The organism is Pseudomonas sp. MONT-RG-20F-20-E-7-02 (assembly GCF_022662395.1).
Classification (GTDB): Bacteria; Pseudomonadota; Gammaproteobacteria; order Pseudomonadales; family Pseudomonadaceae; genus Aquipseudomonas.
Map to the genome: position 1 here is coordinate 1 of NZ_JAKNQN010000001.1, position 23,375 is coordinate 23,375.

Genomic DNA, 23,375 nt, shown 5'->3' on the forward strand with positions numbered 1-23,375 from the left:
CGGCACGAGTTGGTTGAGGTCGGCGCGGCAGTTGATCATGCGTTTTTCGTCAACGGCGACGCGGGCGGCGGAGCCTTCGAGCTCGGCGAGGCCTTCGGCGACGTCGAGTTTGTCGAGGGCGGCCTTGGCGCGCACGATGGCGGCGGAGTCACTGGCGGTGACGGCGCGGGCTTCGATGGCGGCGGCGGCGCCGGCACCGTCGAGGCGGTCCATGTTGGCTTCGGTGGCGTGGCCGGCGTTGGCGCCTTTAGCGGCTACTTCGCCTTCTTCTTCTTTGTCGAATTCGTCCCAGCTCAGCATGACGTGTCGTCTCCTGCGTGAGGGCTCAAAGGTGCCCGTGTGAAACCGGATGGTTGGGTGTTCACACGGCCCAGAGGCCGCGGTGGATCTTAAGGAATCGTTTGTTGCAACAGCTCGCGCAGGCATTAAACGGAATTGGGTAACGGGTGCTCTGCGTGAGGCTGAGGGGCGGAGCGACTGGTGCATGCTCCAGCGGGAGGCCTCAGGTCTGGCTCTTCATCCCAGTGTAAAGGGATATTGCAGGCCCGATTTACCCGCGCATTATAGGGAAAAATTCGACTTTGTGTTGCGGCGGATGGTCACGATTGAGCGCCAAAATGGCTTGGTTTTCGGCCAAGGCGTGTGTTTGCAAGGCTTTGCCGGTATGGGATTTTTTTGACGGGCGGTGGGATAGTTTTTGGCGGGCTGGGGGAGGCGGGGCGGTGGCGGGTTTTGGGCGGTGTAAAAAGGCTGAAATCGCCATCGCAGGCAAGCCAGCTCCCACCTTTATAGCGTGGCGGGTTGCAGATAGGTTCTTGGCCGCAAGAACGATTTCTTGCGGCGACCAAGATCCGGGTTTAAACCTCACTGAATCACTATTACCCGTTAGAACAACCATTGCCCATTACTTGGTAATTAAGAATATGGCGCTGACCTTGTGAGTCTTCATATTCCATTTGTACCGGAACAACATTGCATACATCAGGGATATTGCTCATGGACAGTACTTTGGCCACATCCAAGTGTGTGCTGTAGGTGTAATCTTCAACGATCGGAGCGTTCTGGCCGGCCAGCTCGGTCGGGGCCTCGTCGGCCAGGGCGGCGGTGGCGCACAAGCTGCTGAGGGCCATAACTACGAGAGCTTTCATTACTGTATTTACCTTCTTCAGGGCGAAAGGGGTCACGGGGCCCTTGTGAGGCCACGTGTGTAACTTAAGAGTTGGGAAGTTCGGATTAACGTTGCCTTCGTGGGGGCTGTTACGTTGTTAATCACAGTGTCTTGTTGACGGCGTTGATTTTAGGCGCACGCGTTATATTCATATACCCGTGCTTTTGATAAACACTATTGGCGGTTTTTGTAACAATCCCGTGGTAAAGGTTTTTTCATCCGGCGTGAAAGCCGCGCAGGGCGCGGGCCAGAGCCGCAGATCGGCATGGCAGGGCAATTTGTAGGGGCTTGTTACTACCATCGTCGAATGGTTCTATGGGGGCGCCCCGGCTACAACAGGGCATACAAAAACAACTATTGTCACCGAGGTAAGAAAGATGAGTGCGGCTTCCCTGTACCCCGTTCGCCCCGAAGTAGCAGCCAACACGCTGACCGACGAGGCGACCTACAAGGCCATGTACCAGCAGTCGGTGGTCAACCCCGATGGCTTCTGGCGCGAGCAAGCCAAGCGCCTTGACTGGGTCAAGCCTTTCACCGCGGTGAAGCAGACCTCTTTCGACGACCACCATGTCGACATCAAATGGTTCGCCGATGGCACCCTGAACGTTTCCTATAACTGCCTGGACCGTCACCTCGCCGAGCGTGGCGATCAGGCGGCGATCATCTGGGAAGGCGATGACCCTTCCGAAAGCCGCACCATCACCTACCGCGAGCTGCATGAACAAGTCTGCAAGTTTGCCAACGCCCTGCGCGGCCAGGATGTGCATCGCGGCGACGTGGTGACTATCTATATGCCGATGATCCCCGAAGCCGTGGTCGCCATGTTGGCCTGTACCCGCATCGGCGCGATTCACTCCGTGGTGTTTGGCGGCTTTTCGCCAGAAGCCCTGGCCGGTCGCATCATCGACTGTAAGTCGAAGGTGGTGATCACTGCCGACGAAGGCATCCGCGCCGGTAAGAAAATTCCGCTGAAGGCCAACGTCGACGACGCGCTGACCAACCCGGAAACCAGCAGCATCCAGAAAGTCATCGTGTGCAAGCGCACCAATGGCAACATCAAGTGGAACCAGCATCGCGACATCTGGTACGAAGACCTGATGAAAGTGGCGGGCACCGTGTGTGCGCCCAAAGAGATGGGCGCCGAAGAAGCGCTGTTCATCCTCTATACCTCGGGTTCCACCGGCAAACCCAAAGGCGTGCAGCACACCACCGGCGGCTACTTGCTGTATGCAGCCCTGACCCACGAGCGTGTGTTCGACTACCGCCCAGGCGAAATCTACTGGTGCACCGCCGACGTCGGCTGGGTCACCGGCCACACTTATATTGTCTACGGCCCGCTGGCGAATGGCGCGACCACGCTGCTGTTCGAAGGCGTGCCGAACTATCCGGACATCACGCGGGTGGCGAAGATTGTCGACAAGCACAAGGTCAATATCCTCTACACCGCGCCGACCGCGATCCGCGCGATGATGGCCTCTGGCACCGCTGCCGTGGAAGGCGCCGATGGCAGCAGCCTGCGCCTGCTTGGTTCCGTGGGCGAGCCGATCAACCCGGAAGCCTGGGACTGGTACTACAAGAACGTCGGCCAATCCCGTTGCCCGATCGTCGACACCTGGTGGCAGACCGAAACCGGCGGCAACATGATGAGCCCGCTGCCGGGCGCTCACGCGCTCAAGCCAGGTTCCGCGGCACGCCCGTTCTTTGGTGTGGTGCCGGCGCTGGTGGATAACCTGGGCAACCTGATTGAAGGCGCGGCGGAAGGCAACCTGGTGATTCTGGATTCGTGGCCAGGCCAGGCGCGTACGCTGTATGGCGACCATGACCGTTTCGTCGACACCTATTTCAAGACGTTCCGTGGCATGTACTTCACCGGTGACGGTGCGCGTCGTGACGAGGACGGCTACTACTGGATCACCGGCCGCGTGGATGACGTGTTGAACGTGTCCGGCCACCGCATGGGCACGGCCGAGATTGAAAGCGCCATGGTTGCTCACCCTAAAGTCGCCGAAGCGGCGGTGGTGGGTGTGCCGCACGACATCAAAGGGCAGGGCATCTATGTGTATGTCACGCTGAAAAACGGCGAAGAGCCAAACGAAGCGCTGCGCCTGGAGTTGAAAAACTGGGTGCGCAAGGAGATCGGGCCGATTGCCTCACCGGATGTGATCCAGTGGGCGCCGGGCTTGCCGAAGACGCGCTCGGGGAAAATCATGCGCCGGATTCTGCGCAAGATTGCCACGGCTGAGTATGACGGGTTGGGGGATATCTCCACGCTGGCAGACCCAGGTGTGGTGGCGCATTTGATTGAAACGCACAAGACCATGAACGTCGCGTAAGGCGAAGTTGGTGGTGCAGAGCCCCATTTGGCGTGAGCTGGGTGGGGCTTTTTTGTTGACTGGCTATCGCAGGCAAGCCAGCTCCCACCTTTGGCGTGCATACCACAATGATCGTTCCCACGCTCCGCGTGGGAATGCCGCCCTGGACGCTCCGCGTCTGCTCTTGGGGCGTGACGCAGAGCGTCACAGGATGCTTTCCCACGCAGAGCGTGGGAACGATCTATACGTAGGCCAATAAATATCACTGGCGAAAACGAATCACTGTGGGAGCTGGCATGCATAGCACAATGATCGTTCCCACGCTCCGCGTGGGAATGCCGCCCTGGACGCTCCGCGTCTGCTCTTGAGGCGTGACGCAGAGCGTCACAGGATGTATTCCCACGCAGAGCGTGGGAACGATCTATACGTAGGCCAATAAATATCGCTGGCGAAACCGGATCACCGTGGGAGCTGGCTTGCCTGCGATGAGGGTGTGTCAGGCGCAGGTGGGTTGGCTGACAGACCGCTATCGCCGGCAAGCCAATGATCGTTCCCACGCTCCGCGTGGGAATGCCGCCCTGGACGCTCGGCGTCTGCTCTTGAGGCGTGACGCAGAGCGTCACAGGATGCTTTCCCACGCAGAGCGTGGGAACGATCTATGCGTAGGCCAATAAATATCGACTTCGTGCGTAGGACGTTTCTGAATGTTACCGAGACCAGCAAATGTGTAACCCCGCGCCCAATCCTGAGGCGATGTGCTACACCTGTGCCCCGAAAACCCGCGTTTTAGACGCCCTCAGAAATAAGATTAAACGCCAGACTTGCCGTGCTAGAAGGGTTTGCGAATAATAGGCCCGCAATTTGCAGCATCAACAGGTTTAATATCTTTTGTCTCTGCATAAAAAACAGAGGCTGTCAATGTGCTGGAACCGCTTTCTCAGTGCTTCTGTAAATTGTTGTCGCATTGAGGAAATATCGGCTTCCGGCCTGTCGTTAGAATGCCGATCACTCGCTCGTCGTCTCCAGTATCAATTCGGGGTAGGACGCAGCACCGCTATTCGGTTTCACTTAAGTCGCATCGTGGGCCACGGCTCATTCTGCTTTTTGCCCTATACCGATGGAGTCCCAAGATGAAGAAACTTGTGCTGTTGGGCGCCCTGGCGCTGTCCGTGCTGTCGATGCAGGCCTTCGCTGATGAAAAGCCCCTGAAGATTGGTATCGAAGCGGCTTACCCTCCGTTTGCCTCGAAGGCGCCGGATGGCAGCATCGTCGGGTTTGACTACGACATCGGCAACGCCCTGTGCGCCGAGATGAAGGTCAAGTGCGTGTGGGTTGAGCAAGAATTCGACGGCCTGATCCCTGCGCTAAAAGTGCGCAAGATCGACGCCATCCTGTCGTCCATGTCCATCACTGAAGACCGCAAGAAGTCCGTGGACTTCACCAACCGCTATTACCTGAGCCCAGCGCAGTTGGTGATGAAGGAAGGCACCAAGGTCAGCGACAGCCTGGATGAATTGAAGGGCAAGAAAATCGGCGTGCAACGCGGTTCGATCCACGATCGCTTCGCCAAGGAAGTCCTGGCTCCTAAAGGCGTCACGGTCGTGCCTTACAGCTCGCAGAACGAAATCTACCTGGACGTGGAAGCCGGTCGCCTCGACGGCACTGTGGCTGACGCCACCCTGCTGCAAGACGGTTTCCTGAAAACCCCGGCCGGTAAAGGCTACGCGTTCGTGGGCCCACAGTTCACCGACGCCAAGTACTTCGGCGACGGCATTGGCATCGCTGTACGTAAAGGCGACAAGGCCGAGCTGGACAAGATCAACGCGGCCATCGCAGCGATCCGTGCCAACGGCGAATACAAGAAAATCCAGGACAAGTACTTCGACTTCGATATTTACGGCGCTGACCCTAAGTAACTCGTCCTAGCTGTCTGTCCAGAATGGCGCAAGCAACAGAATTCCTGCGGTTTGCGCCATTTTTTCATCCCCCTTTTCGAGGACCTGAATCATGTTGAAAGGCTACGGGGCCGTCATCCTCGATGGCGCATGGTTGACGCTTCAGCTCGCCTTGTCGTCCATGGCCTTGGCCATTGTTCTGGGTCTGATCGGGGTCGCGTTACGCCTGTCGCCGGTGCGCTGGTTGGCCTGGCTGGGTGACTTGTACTCCACGGTGATCCGCGGGATCCCCGACCTGGTGCTGATCCTGCTGATTTTCTACGGCGGTCAGGACTTGCTCAACCGCGTCGCGCCGATGCTCGGCTATGACGACTATATCGACTTGAACCCCTTGGCCGCCGGTATCGGCACCCTGGGTTTCATCTTTGGCGCCTACCTTTCGGAAACTTTCCGTGGCGCCTTCATGGCCATTCCCAAGGGCCAGGCCGAGGCCGGCCTTGCGTATGGCATGAGCAGTTTCCAGGTGTTTTTCCGGGTGATGGTGCCGCAGATGATTCGGCTGGCGATCCCTGGTTTCACCAACAACTGGCTGGTATTGACCAAGGCCACCGCGCTGATTTCGGTGGTGGGCCTGCAAGACATGATGTTCAAGGCCAAGCAGGCGGCAGATGCCACCCGCGAGCCTTTTACCTTCTTCCTCGCAGTGGCGGCGATGTACCTGGTGATCACCAGCGTGTCGTTGCTGGCCCTGCGCTATCTTGAGAAGCGCTACTCGGTAGGCGTAAGGGCGGCTGATCTATGATCTTCGACTATAACGTCATCTGGGACGCCATGCCGCTGTACCTCGGCGGCCTGGTAACCACCTTGAAATTGCTCGCCATCTCGCTGTTCTTCGGCTTGCTCGCCGCCTTGCCTTTGGGCTTGATGCGTGTGTCCAAGCAGCCGATCGTGAATGGCACCGCCTGGCTCTACACCTACGTGATTCGCGGCACGCCGATGCTGGTGCAGCTGTTCTTGATCTACTACGGTTTGGCGCAATTTGAAGCCGTACGCGAGAGCTTCATGTGGCCGCTGCTGTCCAGCGCCACGTTCTGCGCGTGCCTGGCCTTTGCGATCAACACCAGCGCCTACACCGCCGAGATCATTGCCGGTAGCCTCAAGGCCACGCCGAATGGCGAGATCGAAGCGGCCAAGGCCATGGGCATGTCGCGCTACAAGCTGTACCGCCGCATCCTGCTGCCGTCGGCCCTGCGCCGGGCGCTGCCGCAGTACAGCAACGAAGTGATCATGATGCTGCAGACCACCAGTCTGGCCTCCATCGTCACCTTGATCGACATCACCGGTGCCGCGCGTACGGTAAACGCCCAGTTCTACCTGCCGTTCGAAGCCTATATCACGGCCGGCGTGTTCTACCTGTGCCTGACCTTTATCCTGGTGCGCCTGTTCAAGTTGGCCGAGCGCCGCTGGCTGAGCTACCTGGCTCCACGGAAGCACTGATATGGAACGTATCGATCACCTGTTGCCCTGGGGCCACCTGGGCTGCGAGCGCCAGCTGAGCGTGTTTCGTTTCGGCAGCGGCGAGCGCAAGGCCTACATCCAGGCCAGCCTGCACGCCGATGAACTGCCCGGCATGCGCGCTGCCTGGGAACTGAAAAAGCGCCTCACCGAACTGGAACAGCAAGGCGCGCTCAATGGCGTGATCGAGCTGGTGCCAGTCGCCAACCCGATGGGCCTGGGCCAGTTGCTGCAAGGCAGTCACCAGGGCCGTTTCGAGGTCGGCAGCGGCAAGAACTTCAACCGCGATTTCGTCGAGTTGAGCGAGCCGGTTACCGAGCGGCTCAAGGGCAAGCTGGGCGATGACCCGCACGCCAATGTGCGCATGATTCGTCAGGCAATGACCGATGCACTCAATGAATTGCCCCTGCCGAGCAGCCAGCTGCAAGGCATGCAACGGGTACTGCTCAGCCACGCCTGCACCGCCGATATCGTCCTCGACCTGCATTGCGATGCCGAAGCCGCGCTGCACATGTACGCGCTGCCGCAGCATTGGCCGCAGTGGCGTTCGTTGTCGGCGCATTTGAATGTGAAGGTCGGCCTGCTGGCGGAAGATTCCGGCGGCAGCTCGTTCGATGAAGCCTGCTCGCTGCCGTGGTTGCGTTTGTCGCGGGCATTCCCGGACGCACAGATTCCACTGGCCTGTCTGGCGACCACGCTGGAGCTGGGCGGCCAGGCCGACACGGGTCGCGACGAAGCGATCTTCCATGCTGAAGGCATCCTCGCGTTCCTCGCCGAGCAAGGCCTGATCAAAGGTGAATGGCCCGCGCCACAGCACGAACCGTGCGAAGGCTTGCCGTTCGAAGGCACAGAACTGCTGTTCGCGCCCCATGCCGGTGTGATCAGTTACCTGCGTAAAGCCGGTGACCGGGTTGAAGCGGGCGATGAGATTTTTGAAGTGATTGACCCTCTGACTGATCGCGTGAGCATTGTCTGCGCGGGCACCTCGGGGGTGTTGTTTGCCGTTGAACGGCTACGTTATGCCCAAGCGGGTTTCTGGCTGGCCAAGGTGGCGGGGCGCGAAGCGCTGCGTCACGGGCGCTTGCTCAACGACTGACCACCTGTTTTTGTGAGAACCGACCGCATGTACAAACTTGAAGTCCAAGACCTGCATAAACGCTATGGCAGTCATGAAGTGCTCAAAGGTGTGTCCCTGGCCGCCGCGGCCGGTGATGTGATCAGCATCATCGGTTCCAGTGGTTCGGGCAAAAGTACCTTTTTGCGCTGCATCAACCTGCTCGAGCAGCCCCACGCCGGCAAGATTCTGCTCAATAACGAAGAGCTGAAACTGGTGGCCAACAAGGACGGCGCCATGAAGGCCGCCGACCCTAAACAACTGCAGCGTATGCGTTCGCGCCTGTCGATGGTGTTCCAGCATTTCAACCTGTGGTCGCATATGACTGCGCTTGAAAACGTGATGGAAGCGCCGGTGCACGTGCTGGGCATGTCGAAAAAAGACGCGCGTGAAAAAGCCGAGCATTACCTGGCCAAAGTCGGCGTGGGCCATCGTAAGGATGCGTTCCCCGGCCACATGTCCGGTGGCGAGCAGCAGCGCGTGGCGATTGCCCGCGCCCTGGCGATGGAGCCTGAGGTGATGCTGTTCGACGAACCGACCTCGGCCCTCGACCCGGAACTGGTCGGCGAAGTGCTCAAGGTGATGCAGGACCTGGCGCAGGAAGGCCGCACCATGGTGGTTGTGACCCACGAAATGGGCTTTGCCCGTGAAGTGTCGAACCAACTGGTGTTTTTGCACAAAGGCATCGTCGAAGAACGTGGCAACCCGCGTGAAGTGCTGGTGAACCCGCAGTCCGAGCGTTTGCAGCAGTTCCTGTCGGGCAGCCTGAAGTAATCAAGGCTGCTTTTGTGCACCGGTTTAGTGCATGCTTCGCAGTCTTGAGATTTGGCCTCAATCCCCTGTGGGAGCTGGCTTGCCTGCGATAACGGTGTATCAGAAACAGATGTGCTCACTGACCCACCGCCATCGCAGGCAAGCCAGCTCCCACATTGGAACGCCATATGTTTTGAGATTTGTGTTGGTTTCCGGGCTAGCATTGGCCCTTGTCTTCATTTCCGTTACTCGCTTCGGATAGCATTCCATGACCGCCCATAAAATTGGTTTCCTGATTTGGCCCAGCACAAAAGCCCTGACGCTTGCGCTGGCTGAGGAGGCCTTGCGCGTTGCTCAGCGGGTGCATCCGGATGTGGTCTACGAGTTGTCATTCCTGCTCGCCGAGCCTGCCACCGACGGCGCCTGGCAATTGCCGGGCGAGCCGTGGGCCGGCAAGCTCGAAGGTTTCCAGAAGCTGTTCCTGCTGGCCGACGAGCCGCCGACCGTCATCGCGTCCCAACTGAGTACTGCGCTCAAGCAGCTTGTGCGGGCAGGGTGTGTGATCGGCGGCTTGTCAGCCGGTGTGTACCCGCTGGCTCAACTCGGCCTGCTCGACGGCTACCGCGCCGCCGTGCACTGGCGCTGGCAGGACGATTTCGCCGAGCGTTTCCCCAAGGTCATCGCCACCAGCCATCTGTTCGACTGGGACCGTGATCGCCTGACCGCCTGCGGTGGCATGTCGGTACTCGACCTGTTGCTGGCGGTATTGGCCCGTGACCACGGCGCCGAACTGGCCGGTGCCGTTTCCGAAGAACTGGTGGTGGAGCGCATCCGCGAAGGCGGCGAGCGCCAGCGCATCCCGCTGCAAAACCGCCTGGGTTCCAGCCATCCAAAGCTGACCCAGGCTGTGTTGCTGATGGAAGCCAACATCGAAGAGCCGCTGACCACCGACGAAATCGCCCAGCATGTGTGCGTCTCGCGACGACAACTGGAGCGCATCTTCAAGCAATACCTCAACCGCGTTCCCAGCCAGTACTACCTGGAGCTGCGCCTGAACAAGGCGCGCCAGATGCTCATGCAAACCAGCAAGTCGATCATCCAGATCGGCCTGTCGTGCGGCTTCTCCTCGGGGCCGCACTTCTCCAGCGCCTACCGCAACTTCTTCGGCGCTACGCCGCGTGAAGATCGCAACCAGCGGCGCAGCAGCAGCCCGTTCGAGTTGTCGTCGGTGCCTTCCGAGCGCGGCTGATTACTCCTCCATCGGCGTTGGGCCTACCACCACCAGGGGCACGCCGTGCTCGTCCACAGTGGCGGCGGCCACCTGAAAATCAATGCCGGTACGCAGGTAGTGTTGCCTCAGATAGCCCAGGCTGTCGGGCGACAACGGGTTCTGGCTGAAATCGCAATCCTGGCCGTAGACCGTCGTCGACTCCAGCAAGTCAGCCGGGATTTCGCTGATCAGGTTGTTGCTCAGGTCCACCGTTTCCAGATCCGGCAGCGTGAAGAGGCCACGGGGTACTTCGCTGATTCCGGTGTTGCTCAAATGAAGCGCGGCCAATTGCGACAGGTTGCTGATGTCGGGTGCCAGGTTCAGCGGGTTATTGGTCAGGCTCAGGTACTCAAGTTGGGTCATGTCAGCCAGCAGGTTGATGTCCGCCTGGGTCAGGGTGATTGCGCATTGCTCCAGGCTCAGGGTCGAGAGCTTCGGCAGCCGCGCGAGGGTGTCAGGCAACCTGCCTAATGTGCATTGGCTGAGTGTCAGCGTTTCCAGTTGGGTAAAGCATCGGAGCATGCCATCGATGCCGTTGGTGACGCCGCCGCCCTTGATTTCGAGGTTGGAGACATGATCGAACGTTGCGCTCAGCTCCGGCAGCGGGCCCATGGTCGATGTTTCAAGGGTGACGGAGTGGGTGAAATGATCGCCCAGGCTTTCTTCATCCTCTTCGCTTTCACGACGCCAGGCATCTTCAAGCAAGGCCTTGAAGCGCTGGCGCGCGAGTTGTTCCTCGGCGATGGTCTGCTCGTCCAGCAGAATGCCGAGGACAGGGTGGTGGTCGGGTACATTCAAGGCCCACTGCTGAAGGTCGGTGCCCAGTTGCGCATATTCGGCCTCAAGGCGCGTCAAGGTAGGGGCGACGGCGTCCATGTTGCCGGGCAGGCGGAAGATAAAGCGGTCCGCTTCGGTCTCCAGAAAGGTCGGGTAAAGGTTCATGAGCCTGGCCCGTTCCGCGCGGGGGGCCAGGGCTGAGAAAAATTCGCCGTGGGCCTGGCAATAGGTTTTGATGCGTTCAAGTGTCGGTGGCTCAAGCGGGTTGTCGGAGAGGTCGAACTTGCGCGCGGTGTTCGGGGTGACGCTGAACAGGTCTGGGGGAAGCTGGGTGATTTTATTGTCACTGAGCATGGCTAATTCCAACTGCGGGCGATCCACCACGCCGTTCGGCACGCGGTCGATGCCGGTGGTCGACAGGTCCAGCAGGGTCAGGTCGGGCATTGCTTGCACATCGGGTACCAGCCCCAGGGCATTGTTGTGCAGGTCGAGCGCGTGCAAGCCATGCATGCCGTTCAATCGGTCAAGGCTTTGCGGGGTCAGGGTAATGTCGCAGTCGCTCAGTATCAGGCTGTTGAGCGTAGGCATGGAACTGAGCTGTGGCGGCAAGTCTCCCAGCGGGATCGACCGGATTTCCAGGTGACGCAGGTTGGGGAACCCTTCAAGGAAAGTGCCGATGCCGAGCATGGGGCCGTCGCCTACCAGAGACAGCAGTGAGACATGGTTGAAAGCCATGCCCAACTCCGGCAGGTCTGTAGGCCCCGGGCCGTAGAGCCTCAGGGTATAGCCGTTGAGTTCGGGAGTGCTGAAGTACTCGTCCCGCTCGGTTTCCCGGCGCCAGCACGCCTCCAGTTGCTCAGCCATCATCCTGCGGGTCTGCACCTCGTCGTAGTGGCGCGCGGCGCTCATTTCAAGCTGGGTTTCGGGGTCGATGCGCGGGATTGCGGCTTGCCAGGCTTGCAGGTTCTGGCGCAACAGTTGGCGTTGCTCACGCAGGTAAGCGAGCTGATTGCTGGCACCCGACGGCAGGGTTTGCAGGTGGGCGAGCAGGGTTTGAGCCAGGTCATCGTCGATCGCGGGGAACAACTCGCGTACCTGGGCCAGCAGCGGCGGCGGCCCGTCACCATAGTCAGCCTGGGCCCTGTAGCCGTCCATGCCGCCGAGCAGCTTCATGACTTGAGGGTCATACGTCGGTTTGCGAATAGGGTCCGCGCTGAGCAGTTCGCGCAGACGCTTACGTTCGAGGGCATGCCGCGCCAGGTACTGGCGCAGGCGCGGGCCCTGATCGATGCCTGAATGAATGGCCTGGCGTTGGGTTTCGGGCAAGGCGTTGAGGATGGCCGAGTAAAAGTCAGTGGGCGCGCCGAGTGCGCCGTCTTCGTCATGGGCGGTGTATTCGCCGGTTTCGCTGCGCACCAACGTGCGCACGATGGGCGCATCGTCGGCACCGACCTGGTCACGCAAGGTGCCGTTGGCCGCGTAGTCCCGGATGACCACGCGCACCTGCGCCGGCCAGCCCGGCATCGCCGGCAGGGAGTGCAGGGCCAGGCGCTGTGTGTCCAGGCTTTGGTCGCCAAAATGCAGGCCTTCATAGGCGCGACTCAGGCGCACCTCTTCGAAGGCGCTACGCGCCAGCAGGCTCAGGCGCTGGGGCGTGCGCTGCGCGTCCAACTCTGCCAGTTCTTTGGCGGTGGCGCGCTCCAGCAGTTTTTCCGCGAGGCGCGCAGGCAGGCCAGGGGCGGCGTCCATCAGGCGCTGTGCCCGTGGGTTGCGGGTGGCCTGGTAGGTTGCATAGCGTGATTGAAACAGGGACGCGCGCTTTTGTTCGGCAATCGCCGCGAGCTTTTTACGCAGGTGGGCGGCGCGCATGTCCAGGCTCAGGCGCGAATCGCCGACCGCCGCGCCAAAGGCTTCGGCGGCATCGTTGGGCGGCAGCAGGGTGAGTATCGCCTTGAGCAGGCCGCCGTTGTTCAAGTGGCTCTCGGGTATCTGGAGGGCGGGCAGTTGGTTGTCGCCAAACGCCCAGGCGACGTTCCCTTGGGCATCGATAAATTGCAGGCAGCGGGTTTCGGGCCAATAGCCGTGGCCGGTCAGCAGTTGCAGGTTGGTTTGTGGGTCCACTTTGCCGTAGGCCTGGGGATCATCGCTGTTGAGCCGGTCGATCAGGGTTTGAATGTCCCGGTCGACCCGCAAGCGGTCCAGGGTGTCCAGCAGCAGGGCCGGCGGTGCTTCGTTATTGACGTGCATTTTGCGCAAGGCGTTTTCGTCGGTGCCGCTGATGTTCAGCGCCAGCGCCTGGTCGGCTTCGCTGATGCCCTCCACGCTGTGACCGAGGCGGCGTAGCAGTGTTTTCTGGTCCCACTGCAGGGGCCGCTCAAGTTCCGTGTGCCAGGCGCCCTGGCCGTTGTGCCGCACGCTCGGGCGATAGGCGTCGGGGCGAGACGGGTGCTGGATGTGCAAGGTGTCGGCCGCCTGGCCTTTTTCTACCGCGAAGACCTTGGCGTCGTGCCTCAACAGGTTTTTGCGCTGGTACGCGAACACGCCTGCGGTATCGCGATAGGTGCCGGGTGGCACGCTGATCGGCTGTTCGTACGCAGTCAGGTCGGGTTTCCAATAGCGGGTCTGGCCATTGGGCAGTTCTACCGGTTTGAAGCGGTCGATAAAGTCGATGATCGGTTGGGGCAGGGCGTTGCGAAACTCGGCGATGGCAATCGTGCTGCCGGCGGCAAAGGCGCCCAGTTGCACCAGGGTTTCGACCACGCCCACCAGGTGCCCGACGGCCTCGATGCCCAAGCCTTCGCTCCAGTCGATGATCCCTTCGAACACCTCATCGAGCAGTTGATAGGCCATATAGCCCAGCATCAACTCGCCGGCAAACGGCACGAAGGGCGCGACGATCAACGTGACGGCTTCCAGAACTGAAGACGCGACATTCACCAGTGAATCCCACAGCGCCCAGCGCGCGTTGCGGTCGACGGTCGCCGTGGCGACGGCGCGGGTGCGGCCTTCGTTGAGGATTTGATTGAGCCTGCGTTGGTACTGGTGGCGCCACAGGTTGTGACCGCCCGGGGTGGCGACAAAGCGTACGCGTGGGTTGTCGGTAGGGGTTTGACGCCAGATCGGCGCGCTGCTGCCCTGAACGTAAGGGTGCCAGGTGATCTGGCCGAGCAATTGGCTCAGGTTGGCGAAGAAGTGGCCGCGCTGGGCGTGGGGCACAAAGCGGCTGAAGAAACGCTGGTAAGGCTCATCGCGCAGTTGGCGCACCAGTTCTTTTTGCAGGGCCTGGGACGAGGGGTATTCCTTGATCGGGTGCTCGGGGTCACCCGGCACATAAGCCACCAGGCGTGCTGCACCTCTTGAGAATTCAAGGTCGGGGCCGAACACGATAATGCCGGGCAAGTCCGCGCCCATCAGGCTCAGGTCATGGTAGCGCAGCGCCTGGCCGTCGAGGCGCATGCCGTCCAGGCCGTCGAGCAGGCCCTGAATCAGTCGGAAATAATCCAGTTGCAAGTCGCCGCTGATCAGCGCCCATTGCAAGGCAGCCTGCAACTCGGCTTTCTGGCTGCGTTCCACTTTTAGCTGCAAGACGGCGTGTGCGACCGGCTCGGTCATGGCCAGTTGTTCTTGCAGGTAGGCGGCATACAGCGCGCCGATGTCCAGGTCGCGGCACAGCTGGGTAAAGGCGCGAATGGATAGCACGGCTTTGATGGCCGGCAAGGTGTCGAAGTGGCCTCTGGCGTCCGGGCGGGTGATAAAGGTCGACGCGCTTTCATAGGCGTCGGCCTCGGTTTCCTGCTGTTCGAAGTTGTGCAGGGCAGCCTCCAGCAGCGAGACCGTCCAGGTGCGCGCTGCGCCCGTGCGGAGGGGGAAAACGGGAATCGTCTGGGGGATGTACAGGCGCAGGAAGGTATTGCTGACATCCAGGTCCAGACCGAACTGTGTTTTCAGGGCGAGCCTGAGGATAGGTTCACCAAAATGCTGTGCATCCTGCACGTGGGCGAGGGCGTTTTCGACGGTGTTTTGCGCGTCCCAGTGGGCGGTGGCCAGGCGTTTGAGTTCGCCTTGGCTGTGTGCGGCGGTGTCGCGTAATGCTTGAGGCAGGCGCGCAACGCTTTGGCCCAGCGCCTGGAGCCGGCGCGGGGAGGTTTCGCCGAGCCAGCGCGGGATGGCACTTTTGAGCAGCGCGTAATGCTGGTCGGGCTGAACCGAAAGGGGGCTGTGCGGCGTTTGTTGTACAGAGTCAGGCATGTTGCCAATCCTTGTGCGTGGTTAAAGTGCTCAAGTAAATCGGCAGAAGGCGCGGGCATGGCGCTATTGGAATATCGCAAGGGGCATGGGTGATCAGATACCGGCGCGTTGTGCCGAAACATTCGCCGCTGGTTTACACTGCGCCATTGCGACGCAATATGTCGCATTGCCGTAAACCCGCGTAAAACCGGGGTTGGCGCTATAAGAAGTTGTCGCTTGGCGACAAGGTGGCGCTGAAAACTGTCCTTACAATCCCTGCATCGTCTGCCAGTTCCAGGCAGGCGTTCCTCTTCAGGAGACTCCGATGTCCGTTGAGCAAGCCCCGGTGCAACGTGCCGATTTCGACCAGGTCATGGTTCCCAACTACGCACCTGCCGCCTTCATCCCTGTGCGTGGCGCAGGTTCGCGCGTGTGGGACCAGGCGGGTCGCGAGCTGATCGACTTTGCCGGCGGCATCGCGGTTAACGTATTGGGCCACGCCCACCCGGCATTGGTCGGTGCACTGACCGAACAAGCCAACAAGCTGTGGCATGTCTCCAACGTGTTCACCAATGAGCCGGCCCTGCGCCTGGCGCATAAGCTGATCGACGCCACCTTTGCCGAGCGCGTGTTCTTCTGCAACTCCGGCGCCGAAGCCAACGAGGCCGCGTTCAAGCTGGCCCGTCGCGTCGCGTTCGACCGTTTCGGCACTGAGAAGTACGAGATCATCGCCGCGCTGAACAGCTTCCACGGCCGTACCCTGTTCACCGTCAACGTTGGTGGCCAGTCGAAGTACTCCGACGGTTTCGGGCCGAAAATCACCGGTATCACCCACGTGCCTTACAACGACCTGGACGCGCTCAAAGCCGCCGTGTCGGACAAGACCTGCGCCGTGGTGCTGGAGCCGATCCAGGGCGAAGGCGGTGTATTGCCGGCCGAGCTGGCTTACCTGCAAGGTGCCCGCGAGCTGTGCGACGCCAACAACGCGCTGCTGGTGTTCGACGAAGTGCAAACCGGCATGGGCCGCAGCGGCCACCTGTTTGCCTACCAGCATTACGGCGTGACGCCCGACATCCTCACCAGCGCCAAGAGCCTGGGCGGCGGTTTCCCGATTGCGGCGATGCTCACGCGCGAAGACCTGGCCAAGCACTTGGTGGTCGGCACCCACGGCACCACCTACGGCGGCAACCCGCTGGCGTGTGCGGTGGCCGAAGCGGTGATCGACGTGATCAACACCCCAGAAGTGCTGGCGGGCGTGAATGCCAAGCACGACCTGTTCAAGGCGCGCCTGGAGCAGATCGGCAAGCAATACGGGATCTTTACCGAAGTGCGCGGCATGGGCCTGCTGATCGGTTGCGTGCTCAGCGATGCGTTCAAAGGCCGTGCCAAGGACGTGTTCAACGCGGCCGAAAAAGAAAACCTGATGATCCTGCAAGCCGGCCCCGACGTGGTGCGTTTCGCCCCGAGCCTGGTGGTGGAAGAGGCCGACATCAACGAAGGCCTGGATCGTTTTGAGCGTGCCGTGAAGACGTTGACGCAAGCCTGATGGACCGTTCGGCGCCTGGTGAACAGGCGTCGAGCAAAAATTTTGTATGCCGGACCGAATCAAATGTGGGAGCCGGTTTCTGTGGGAGCTGGCTTGCCTGCGATAGCCTCAACTCGGTGAAACACATGCACCGAGTTGTCTGCATCGCAGGCAAGCCAGCTCCCACAAAAGACTCCCCACATTGGATCTGTGTGAATCCAGATCCTGTGTCCGGCATTTTTCCCTCTGTGAGTTTTTCGAGTTAAGGAGTGACACCATGCTGGTGATGCGCCCCGCGCAAATGGCTGATCTGGGCGAGGTACAGCGTCTGGCTGCGGACAGCCCGATTGGTGTCACCTCCTTGCCGGATGATGTGGAACGCCTGAGCGACAAGATCGCCGCCAGCGAAGCGTCCTTCGCGGCCGAGGTCAGTTTCAACGGTGAAGAAAGCTACTTCTTCGTGCTCGAAGACACCGAGACCGGCAAGCTCGCCGGCTGTTCGGCCATCGTCGCGTCGGCCGGTTATTCGGAGCCGTTCTACAGCTTTCGTAACGAAACCTTCGTGCACGCCTCCCGTGAGCTGAAGATCCACAACAAGATCCACGTGCTTTCCCAGTGCCACGACCTGACCGGCAACAGCCTGCTCACCAGTTTCTATGTAGTGCCTGAGCTGGTCGGTTCGCCGTGGTCGGAACTCAACTCCCGTGGCCGCCTGCTGTTTGTCGCCAGCCACCCCGAGCGCTTTGCCGACTCGGTGGTGACTGAGATTGTCGGCTACAGCGACGAGAACGGCGACTCGCCGTTCTGGGACGCCATCGGCCGCAACTTTTTCGACCTCAATTACGCCGCCGCCGAGCGCCTGTGCGGGCTGAAAAGCCGCACCTTTCTCGCCGAGCTGATGCCGCATTACCCGATCTACGTACCGCTGCTGCCGGACGCCGCCCAGGAAGCCATGGGCCAGGTGCACCCGCGTGCCCAGATCACCTTCGACATCCTGATGCGTGAAGGCTTCGAGACCGACCATTACATCGACATCTTCGACGGCGGCCCAACGCTGCACGCACGGGTATCGGGCATTCGCTCGATCGCTCAGAGCCGCGTGGTGCCGGTGAAGATCGGCGAGATGGTCAAGGGCGCTGGCCGCCAGTACCTGGTGAGCAACGCGCAGTTGCAGGATTACCGCGCGGTGATGCTGGACCTGGACTACGCGCCCGGCAAACCGGTGACCCTGGACTTGGAAACCGCTGAAGCCCTGGGTGTCGGCGAGGGCGCGAGTGTGCGCCTGGTCGCGGTTTAAAGAATTGAGTGTCGCGGGTGGCTGCCAGGCAGCGGCCCGTTTGAGGAGATAGCATGATCGTTCGTCCCGTACGCAGCAGCGATTTACCGGCCCTGATTGATCTGGCGCGCAGCACCGGCACCGGCCTCACCACCTTGCCGGCCAACGAAGAGCGCCTGACCCACCGGGTTGGCTGGGCAGAAAAAACCTTTCGCGGCGAAGCCGGGCGCGGCGATGCCGACTACCTGTTCGTGCTGGAAAACGACGAAGGCCGCGTGGTGGGTATTTCCGCCATCGCCGGTGCCGTCGGCCTGCGCGAGCCTTGGTACAACTTCCGGGTCGGCCTGACGGTCAGCGCCTCCCAGGAGCTGAATATCTACCGCGAGATCCCGACGCTGTTCTTGGCCAACGACCTCACCGGCAATTCCGAGTTGTGCTCATTGTTCCTGCATGCCGATTACCGCAACGGCCTCAACGGCCGCATGCTCGCCAAGGCGCGCATGCTGTTTATCGCTGAATTCCCGCAGCTGTTCGGCAACAAGATCATTGCCGAGATGCGCGGCGTGTCCAACGACGCCGGGCGTTCGCCGTTCTGGGAAAGCCTGGGCCGGCACTTCTTCAAGATGGAATTCAGCCAGGCCGACTACCTCACCGGCGTGGGCAACAAGGCGTTTATCGCCGAGCTGATGCCGAAATTTCCGCTGTACAGCTGCTTCCTGTCCGAAGACGCGCGCAATGTGATCGGCAAAGTCCACCCGGACACCGAGCCAGCGCTGAGCATGCTCAAGAGCGAAGGGTTCAGCTACCAGGGCTATGTCGATATTTTCGACGCCGGCCCGGCGGTGGAGTGTGAAACCAGCAAAATCCGTGCGGTGCGCGACAGCCAGTCACTGGTGTTGGCCATCGGCACGCCGGGGGACGACGCCACGCCGTTCCTGATCCATAACCGCAAGCGCGAGGAGTGCCGCATTACCGCCGCTCCGGCCCGACTGGCGGCAGGCACCTTGGTGGTCGACCCACAGACCGCCAAACGCCTGCAACTGGTGGTGGGTGATCAAGTGCGTGCTGTTGCGTTGTCTGCTGCTCGGGAGTCGAAATAATGAATTCGCTGTATATCGCAGGTAGCTGGCTGGCTGGCCAGGGTGAACTGTTTGAATCGCGCAACCCGGTGACCCAGCAAGTGCTGTGGGCCGGCAATGGCGCCACTGCCGAGCAGGTCGAGTCCGCCGTGCAGGCCGCACGCCAGGCGTTTCCAGGCTGGGCGCGGCGCCCGTTGGAAGAGCGCATCAGCGTGCTGGAAACCTTCGCCGCCACGCTGAAAAGCCGCGCCGATGAAATCGCCCGCTGCATCGGTGAAGAAACCGGCAAGCCGCTGTGGGAGTCGGCCACCGAAGTCACCAGCATGGCCAACAAAATCGCGATCTCGGTGCAAAGCTACCGCGAGCGTACCGGCGAGAAGAGCGGCCCGTTGGGCGACGCCACCGCCGTACTGCGCCACAAACCCCACGGCGTGGTGGCGGTGTTTGGCCCTTACAATTTCCCGGGCCACTTGCCGAACGGGCATATCGTCCCGGCGTTGCTGGCGGGTAACACGGTGCTGTTCAAACCGAGCGAGCTGACCCCGAAAGTCGCCGAGCTGACGGTGCAATGCTGGATCGACGCGGGTTTACCGGCGGGCGTGTTGAACCTGCTGCAAGGCGCGCGGGAAACCGGCATCGCGCTGGCGGCCAACCCGGGCATCGACGGCTTGTTCTTCACCGGTTCCAGCCGCACCGGCAATCACTTGCATCAACAATTCTCCGGGCGCCCGGACAAGATCCTGGCGCTGGAAATGGGCGGCAATAACCCGCTGGTGGTCGACGAAGTGGCCGACGTGGATGCGGCGGTCTACACCATCATCCAGTCGGCGTTTATTTCTGCCGGCCAGCGTTGCACCTGTGCGCGTCGCCTGTTGGTGCCGCAAGGCGCGTGGGGCGATGCGTTGCTGGCGCGCCTGGTGGCGGTGAGCGCGACGATTGCAGTCGGCGCGTTCGACCAACAACCAGCGCCGTTCATGGGCTCGGTGATTTCCCTGGGCGCGGCCAAAGCCTTGATGGATGCGCAGGAACTGATGTTGGCCAATGGCGCCGTGGCGCTGCTGGAAATGACCCAGCCACAGGCTCAGGCTGCATTGCTGACGCCGGGCATTATCGACGTGACCGGCGTGACCGAGCGCGAAGATGAAGAGCTGTTCGGCCCGCTGCTGCAAGTGATCCGCTACGCTGATTTTGCCGGGGCGATTGCCGAGGCCAACAACACCCAGTACGGTTTGGCCGCGGGCTTGTTGTCGGATTCCGAGGCGCGCTACCAGCAGTTCTGGCTGGAAAGCCGCGCCGGTATCGTCAACTGGAACAAACAACTGACCGGCGCCGCGAGCACCGCGCCGTTTGGTGGTGTTGGGGCCTCGGGCAATCATCGCGCCAGCGCTTATTACGCGGCGGATTATTGTGCGTACCCGGTGGCGTCGCTGGAGACACCCAGTTTGGTGGTCCCGGCAACGCTAACCCCCGGCATTACGCTGAAGTGAAGGTGACACCGATCTAATGTGGGAGCTGGCTTATGTGGGAGCTGGCTTGCCTGCGATGCAGGCGACTCGGTCTTCCAGTACAACCGAGGTGATGCCATCGCAGGCAAGCCAGCTCCCACAGTTGATCGGGTTTACAGATAGAGAGTAGCGGTGGTGTGAAGACTGCTATTGAAGCCTATAAAAACAGATGTTCGTGGAGCCTCGCCGATGAAATCCTATGAAGTCAATTTTGACGGTCTAGTGGGGCCGACCCATAACTACGGCGGTTTGTCCTACGGCAACGTCGCGTCCCAGAGCAACAGCCAGCAGTCTTCGAACCCCAAGGTTGCGGCGTTGCAGGGCCTGCAGAAAATGAAAGCCCTTATGGACATGGGCTTTGTGCAAGGCGTGTTGGCGCCGCAGGAACGGCCTGACGTGGCGGCTTTGCGCAACCTCGGTTTCAGCGGCAGCGACGCTCAAGTCATCCAGCAAGCGGCCAAGCAAGCCATGCCGCTGCTGGTTGCCAGCTGCTCGGCTTCGAGCATGTGGGTGGCCAATGCCGCCACCGTCAGCCCGAGTGCCGATACGGCGGATGGCCGCGTGCATTTCACCGCCGCCAACCTCAATTGCAAATACCACCGCAGCATTGAGCACCCGACCACCAGCCGCGTGCTGGGCGCGATGTTTGCCGACCAGAAGCACTTCGCCCACCACGCCGCGTTGCCGGCGGTGGCGCAGTTCGGCGACGAAGGCGCGGCCAACCACACGCGTTTCTGCCGTGACTATGGCGAAGCGGGCGTCGAGTTCTTCGTGTTCGGCCGCAGCGCGTTCGACACCCGTTACCCGGCGCCGCAGAAATACCCGGCGCGCCAGACCCTTGAAGCCTCCCAGGCCGTCGCGCGTCTGCACGGCTTGAAGGATGACGGCGTGGTCTACGCTCAGCAGAACCCGTCAGTGATCGATGCTGGCGTGTTCCACAACGACGTGATCGCAGTGGGCAACGGCGAGGTGCTGTTCTATCACGAGGACGCGTTCCTCAATACCGAGCAGATGCTGGGTGAGCTGCAAGGCAAGTTGGGCAAGCTGGGCGGTAACTTCCAGTCGGTGTGCGTGCCTCGCGCCCAGGTCAGTGTCGAGGACGCAGTGCGTTCCTACCTGTTCAACAGCCAGTTGCTGAGCCGCCCTGACGGTTCGATGCTGCTGATCGTGCCGGAAGAGTGCCGCGCCAACGAACGCGTCTGGCAATACCTGCAAGGCCTGACGGCATCGGGTGGGCTGATTCGCGAAGTGAAAGTGTTCGACCTCAAGCAAAGCATGCAGAACGGCGGCGGGCCGGCGTGCCTGCGTTTGCGTGTGGCCTTGAATGAAACTGAGCTGGCGGCGGTGAACCCAGGGGTTATCATGACCGCGCCGTTGTACGAGACACTGACCCAATGGGTCGACAAGCACTACCGCGACAGCCTGCGTGAAACCGACCTGGCTGACCCGCAATTGCTGCTTGAGTGCCGGACGGCACTGGATGAACTGACGCAAATCCTTAAACTGGGCTCGGTTTATCCTTTCCAGATCAATTAACGCCACCTCTTTTTACACCCTATGGCTGAGAATTATTTATGACCACCGACACCCTGAAACTGATCCTTGAAGACACCGACGGCACCCAGCTGGAAACCTCCTGCACCCGCGTCGCCGTGGTCTGGCAGGGCAAGGAGATCTGGATCCAGCACGATGGCCGTGGCCAACTGCTGATCGGTGTGGACGTGGAAGAAGGCGACGCCGAGTACGCCAACCTGCTGATGCGCCCATTGGCCACCAACCTGATGAGCCTGCAGCTGGAAATGGAACCGGCCGACGTCGAAGGTGATGACGACGATCACGTCCATGGCCCTGGCTGCAACCACTAAGGAAGCCGCTTATGCTCGCCCTCGGCAAACTGCTTGAACTGACCCTCGCCGGTCGCGAACCGGCGCAAAAAATTCAACTGACTGTCGACGGCGTGCAGATGCGCTGGCTCAGCGAGGGCGCGCTTGAAGTGCGCCCGCCGCAGGCCCAGGACAACGGCAGCGACTTGCTGCTGTCGTCCGGCATCCATGGCAACGAAACCGCGCCGATCGAACTGCTCGACCGCCTGTTGCATGGCATCGCCCGTGGGGAGATCAAGCCCCGCAATCGTATTCTGTTCCTGTTCGGTAACCCCGAGGCCATGCGTCGCGGCGAGCGTTACGTTGAGCTGGACGTCAACCGGCTGTTCAACGGCCGTCACGAACAAAACATCGGCCCGGAGGCCATGCGCGCCGCCGAGCTTGAGCAACTGGCCCGCAGCTTCTTCAGCTTGCCGGGCCGCCCGCGTCTGCATTACGACCTGCACACGGCCATTCGCGGCTCGAAGATCGAGCAGTTCGCGCTATACCCGTGGAAAGAAGGTCGCCAGCATTCGCGCCACGAGCTGGCGCGCCTGTGCGCGGCCGGCATGCAAGCGGTGCTGCTGCAGAACAAAACCTCGATCACCTTCACCGCGTTTACCTACGAGCAACTGGGCGCCGAAGCCTTCACCCTGGAATTGGGCAAGGCGCGGCCGTTCGGGCAGAACCAGGGCGTGGATGTTTCCCGCCTGGAGACGCGCCTCAAGCAGATCATCGAAGGCACCGAGCCTGCCACCGAGAGCCTGGAAGGGCTGCAGCTGTTCGCGGTATCGCGTGAAGTGATCAAGCACAGCGATGCGTTCCTGCTGCACTTGCCGGCTGATGTGGAAAACTTTTCGCCATTGGCGAAGGGCTATCTGCTGGCCGAAGACGTGGCCAAGACCCGCTGGGTGATCGAGGAGGAGGGCGCCCGCATCATCTTCCCGAACCCGAAGGTCAAGAATGGTTTGCGCGCAGGGATATTGATTGTGCCGACCACGGATGCTGGGTTGGCGTAAATCTTAAGGCTTAACCGAGTCCAAATGTGGCCGCTGGCTCCCACACAAAAGCCAGCTCCCACAAAAAACCCAGCTCTG

At 61.0% G+C, this 23,375-nt stretch carries 16 protein-coding genes and 1 pseudogene; 14 read left to right on the forward strand and 3 right to left on the reverse strand.

All coding sequences use genetic code 11. The features are described from left to right. A pseudogene (locus L8I05_RS00005) lies at nt 1-300 on the reverse strand (ribonucleotide-diphosphate reductase subunit beta); the annotation flags it as partial. Nucleotides 301-878: 578 nt separating this feature from the next. Next, nucleotides 879-1,148: a DUF2790 domain-containing protein gene (locus L8I05_RS00010; protein ID WP_017138434.1), complete on the reverse strand. Its 270-nt coding sequence runs from the start codon at nt 1,146-1,148 to the stop codon at nt 879-881. Between the two features lie 397 nt (nt 1,149-1,545). On the opposite strand from L8I05_RS00010, the gene acs reads away from it, so the two are divergent. From acs to L8I05_RS00045, 7 genes are all read left to right on the forward strand, one after another. Next, nucleotides 1,546-3,501, forward strand: a complete 1,956-nt coding sequence (gene acs / locus L8I05_RS00015; protein WP_197627022.1) for an acetate--CoA ligase — start codon at nt 1,546-1,548, stop codon at nt 3,499-3,501. Between the two features lie 1,109 nt (nt 3,502-4,610). Further along, the gene (locus tag L8I05_RS00020) at nt 4,611-5,396 is read left to right on the forward strand and encodes an ABC transporter substrate-binding protein (protein WP_242166757.1); all 786 of its coding nucleotides are present in this window, start codon (nt 4,611-4,613) and stop codon (nt 5,394-5,396) included. Nucleotides 5,397-5,487: 91 nt separating this feature from the next. After that, nucleotides 5,488-6,177, forward strand: a complete 690-nt coding sequence (locus L8I05_RS00025) for an ABC transporter permease (protein WP_032886746.1) — start codon at nt 5,488-5,490, stop codon at nt 6,175-6,177. After that, nucleotides 6,174-6,872, forward strand: coding sequence for an ABC transporter permease (locus L8I05_RS00030; RefSeq protein WP_242166758.1), 699 nt, complete (start codon nt 6,174-6,176; stop codon nt 6,870-6,872). Before L8I05_RS00025 ends, L8I05_RS00030 begins: the two co-directional genes overlap by 4 nt. Before the next feature lies 1 nt (nt 6,873). Next, nucleotides 6,874-7,986 (forward strand): succinylglutamate desuccinylase/aspartoacylase family protein, encoded by a 1,113-nt coding sequence (locus L8I05_RS00035; protein ID WP_242166759.1) that lies wholly within the window; start codon nt 6,874-6,876, stop codon nt 7,984-7,986. 27 nt (nt 7,987-8,013) lie between these two features. Next, complete coding sequence (locus L8I05_RS00040) at nt 8,014-8,778, forward strand: ATP-binding cassette domain-containing protein (protein ID WP_003214336.1); 765 nt, start codon at nt 8,014-8,016, stop codon at nt 8,776-8,778. Between the two features lie 247 nt (nt 8,779-9,025). Continuing rightward, entirely contained in the window at nt 9,026-10,006 is a 981-nt protein-coding gene (locus tag L8I05_RS00045; protein WP_057975155.1) for a GlxA family transcriptional regulator, read from the forward strand. Here the strand turns inward: L8I05_RS00045 and L8I05_RS00050 are convergent, their stop codons facing one another. Continuing rightward, nucleotides 10,007-15,052 carry a DUF6543 domain-containing protein gene (locus L8I05_RS00050; protein WP_242166760.1) on the reverse strand — a complete coding sequence of 1,682 codons (5,046 nt, stop codon included), beginning with the start codon at nt 15,050-15,052 and terminating at the stop codon, nt 10,007-10,009. 304 nt (nt 15,053-15,356) lie between these two features. On the opposite strand from L8I05_RS00050, the gene L8I05_RS00055 reads away from it, so the two are divergent. The 7 genes from L8I05_RS00055 to astE all read left to right on the forward strand — a co-directional run bounded on the left by L8I05_RS00055 (nt 15,357) and on the right by astE (nt 23,297). Further along, entirely contained in the window at nt 15,357-16,577 is a 1,221-nt protein-coding gene (locus tag L8I05_RS00055; protein ID WP_242166761.1) for an aspartate aminotransferase family protein, read from the forward strand. A gap of 256 nt (nt 16,578-16,833) precedes the next feature. Beyond that, nucleotides 16,834-17,853, forward strand: a complete 1,020-nt coding sequence (gene aruF / locus L8I05_RS00060; protein ID WP_159959192.1) for an arginine/ornithine succinyltransferase subunit alpha — start codon at nt 16,834-16,836, stop codon at nt 17,851-17,853. 53 nt (nt 17,854-17,906) lie between these two features. Next, nucleotides 17,907-18,932 carry an arginine N-succinyltransferase gene (gene astA / locus L8I05_RS00065; RefSeq protein WP_003193612.1) on the forward strand — a complete coding sequence of 342 codons (1,026 nt, stop codon included), beginning with the start codon at nt 17,907-17,909 and terminating at the stop codon, nt 18,930-18,932. Next, nucleotides 18,929-20,398, forward strand: coding sequence for a succinylglutamate-semialdehyde dehydrogenase (astD, locus tag L8I05_RS00070; RefSeq protein ID WP_242167460.1), 1,470 nt, complete (start codon nt 18,929-18,931; stop codon nt 20,396-20,398). Before astA ends, astD begins: the two co-directional genes overlap by 4 nt. 207 nt (nt 20,399-20,605) lie before the next feature. Continuing rightward, nucleotides 20,606-21,952 (forward strand): N-succinylarginine dihydrolase, encoded by a 1,347-nt coding sequence (gene astB, locus L8I05_RS00075; RefSeq protein WP_242166762.1) that lies wholly within the window; start codon nt 20,606-20,608, stop codon nt 21,950-21,952. Nucleotides 21,953-21,990: 38 nt separating this feature from the next. Further along, nucleotides 21,991-22,281 carry a hypothetical protein gene (locus tag L8I05_RS00080; RefSeq protein WP_003214319.1) on the forward strand — a complete coding sequence of 97 codons (291 nt, stop codon included), beginning with the start codon at nt 21,991-21,993 and terminating at the stop codon, nt 22,279-22,281. 11 nt (nt 22,282-22,292) lie between these two features. Further along, entirely contained in the window at nt 22,293-23,297 is a 1,005-nt protein-coding gene (astE, locus tag L8I05_RS00085; protein ID WP_242166763.1) for a succinylglutamate desuccinylase, read from the forward strand. Nucleotides 23,298-23,375 lie beyond the last annotated feature (78 nt).

Excerpts from the sequence above, each read along its gene's own strand:
- L8I05_RS00020 (WP_242166757.1), top strand. The coding sequence starts at position 4,611 with ATGAAGAAACTTGTGCTGTTGGGCGCCCTGGCGCTGTCCGTGCTGTCG.
- astE (WP_242166763.1), top strand. The coding sequence starts at position 22,293 with ATGCTCGCCCTCGGCAAACTGCTTGAACTGACCCTCGCCGGTCGCGAA.
- astB (WP_242166762.1), top strand. The coding sequence starts at position 20,606 with ATGAAATCCTATGAAGTCAATTTTGACGGTCTAGTGGGGCCGACCCAT.
- L8I05_RS00080 (WP_003214319.1), top strand. The coding sequence starts at position 21,991 with ATGACCACCGACACCCTGAAACTGATCCTTGAAGACACCGACGGCACC.
- L8I05_RS00030 (WP_242166758.1), top strand. The coding sequence starts at position 6,174 with ATGATCTTCGACTATAACGTCATCTGGGACGCCATGCCGCTGTACCTC.
- L8I05_RS00040 (WP_003214336.1), top strand. The coding sequence starts at position 8,014 with ATGTACAAACTTGAAGTCCAAGACCTGCATAAACGCTATGGCAGTCAT.
- L8I05_RS00035 (WP_242166759.1), top strand. The coding sequence starts at position 6,874 with ATGGAACGTATCGATCACCTGTTGCCCTGGGGCCACCTGGGCTGCGAG.
- L8I05_RS00050 (WP_242166760.1), bottom strand. The coding sequence starts at position 15,052 with ATGCCTGACTCTGTACAACAAACGCCGCACAGCCCCCTTTCGGTTCAG.
- aruF (WP_159959192.1), top strand. The coding sequence starts at position 16,834 with ATGCTGGTGATGCGCCCCGCGCAAATGGCTGATCTGGGCGAGGTACAG.
- astA (WP_003193612.1), top strand. The coding sequence starts at position 17,907 with ATGATCGTTCGTCCCGTACGCAGCAGCGATTTACCGGCCCTGATTGAT.
- L8I05_RS00025 (WP_032886746.1), top strand. The coding sequence starts at position 5,488 with ATGTTGAAAGGCTACGGGGCCGTCATCCTCGATGGCGCATGGTTGACG.
- acs (WP_197627022.1), top strand. The coding sequence starts at position 1,546 with ATGAGTGCGGCTTCCCTGTACCCCGTTCGCCCCGAAGTAGCAGCCAAC.
- L8I05_RS00045 (WP_057975155.1), top strand. The coding sequence starts at position 9,026 with ATGACCGCCCATAAAATTGGTTTCCTGATTTGGCCCAGCACAAAAGCC.
- L8I05_RS00055 (WP_242166761.1), top strand. The coding sequence starts at position 15,357 with ATGTCCGTTGAGCAAGCCCCGGTGCAACGTGCCGATTTCGACCAGGTC.
- L8I05_RS00010 (WP_017138434.1), bottom strand. The coding sequence starts at position 1,148 with ATGAAAGCTCTCGTAGTTATGGCCCTCAGCAGCTTGTGCGCCACCGCC.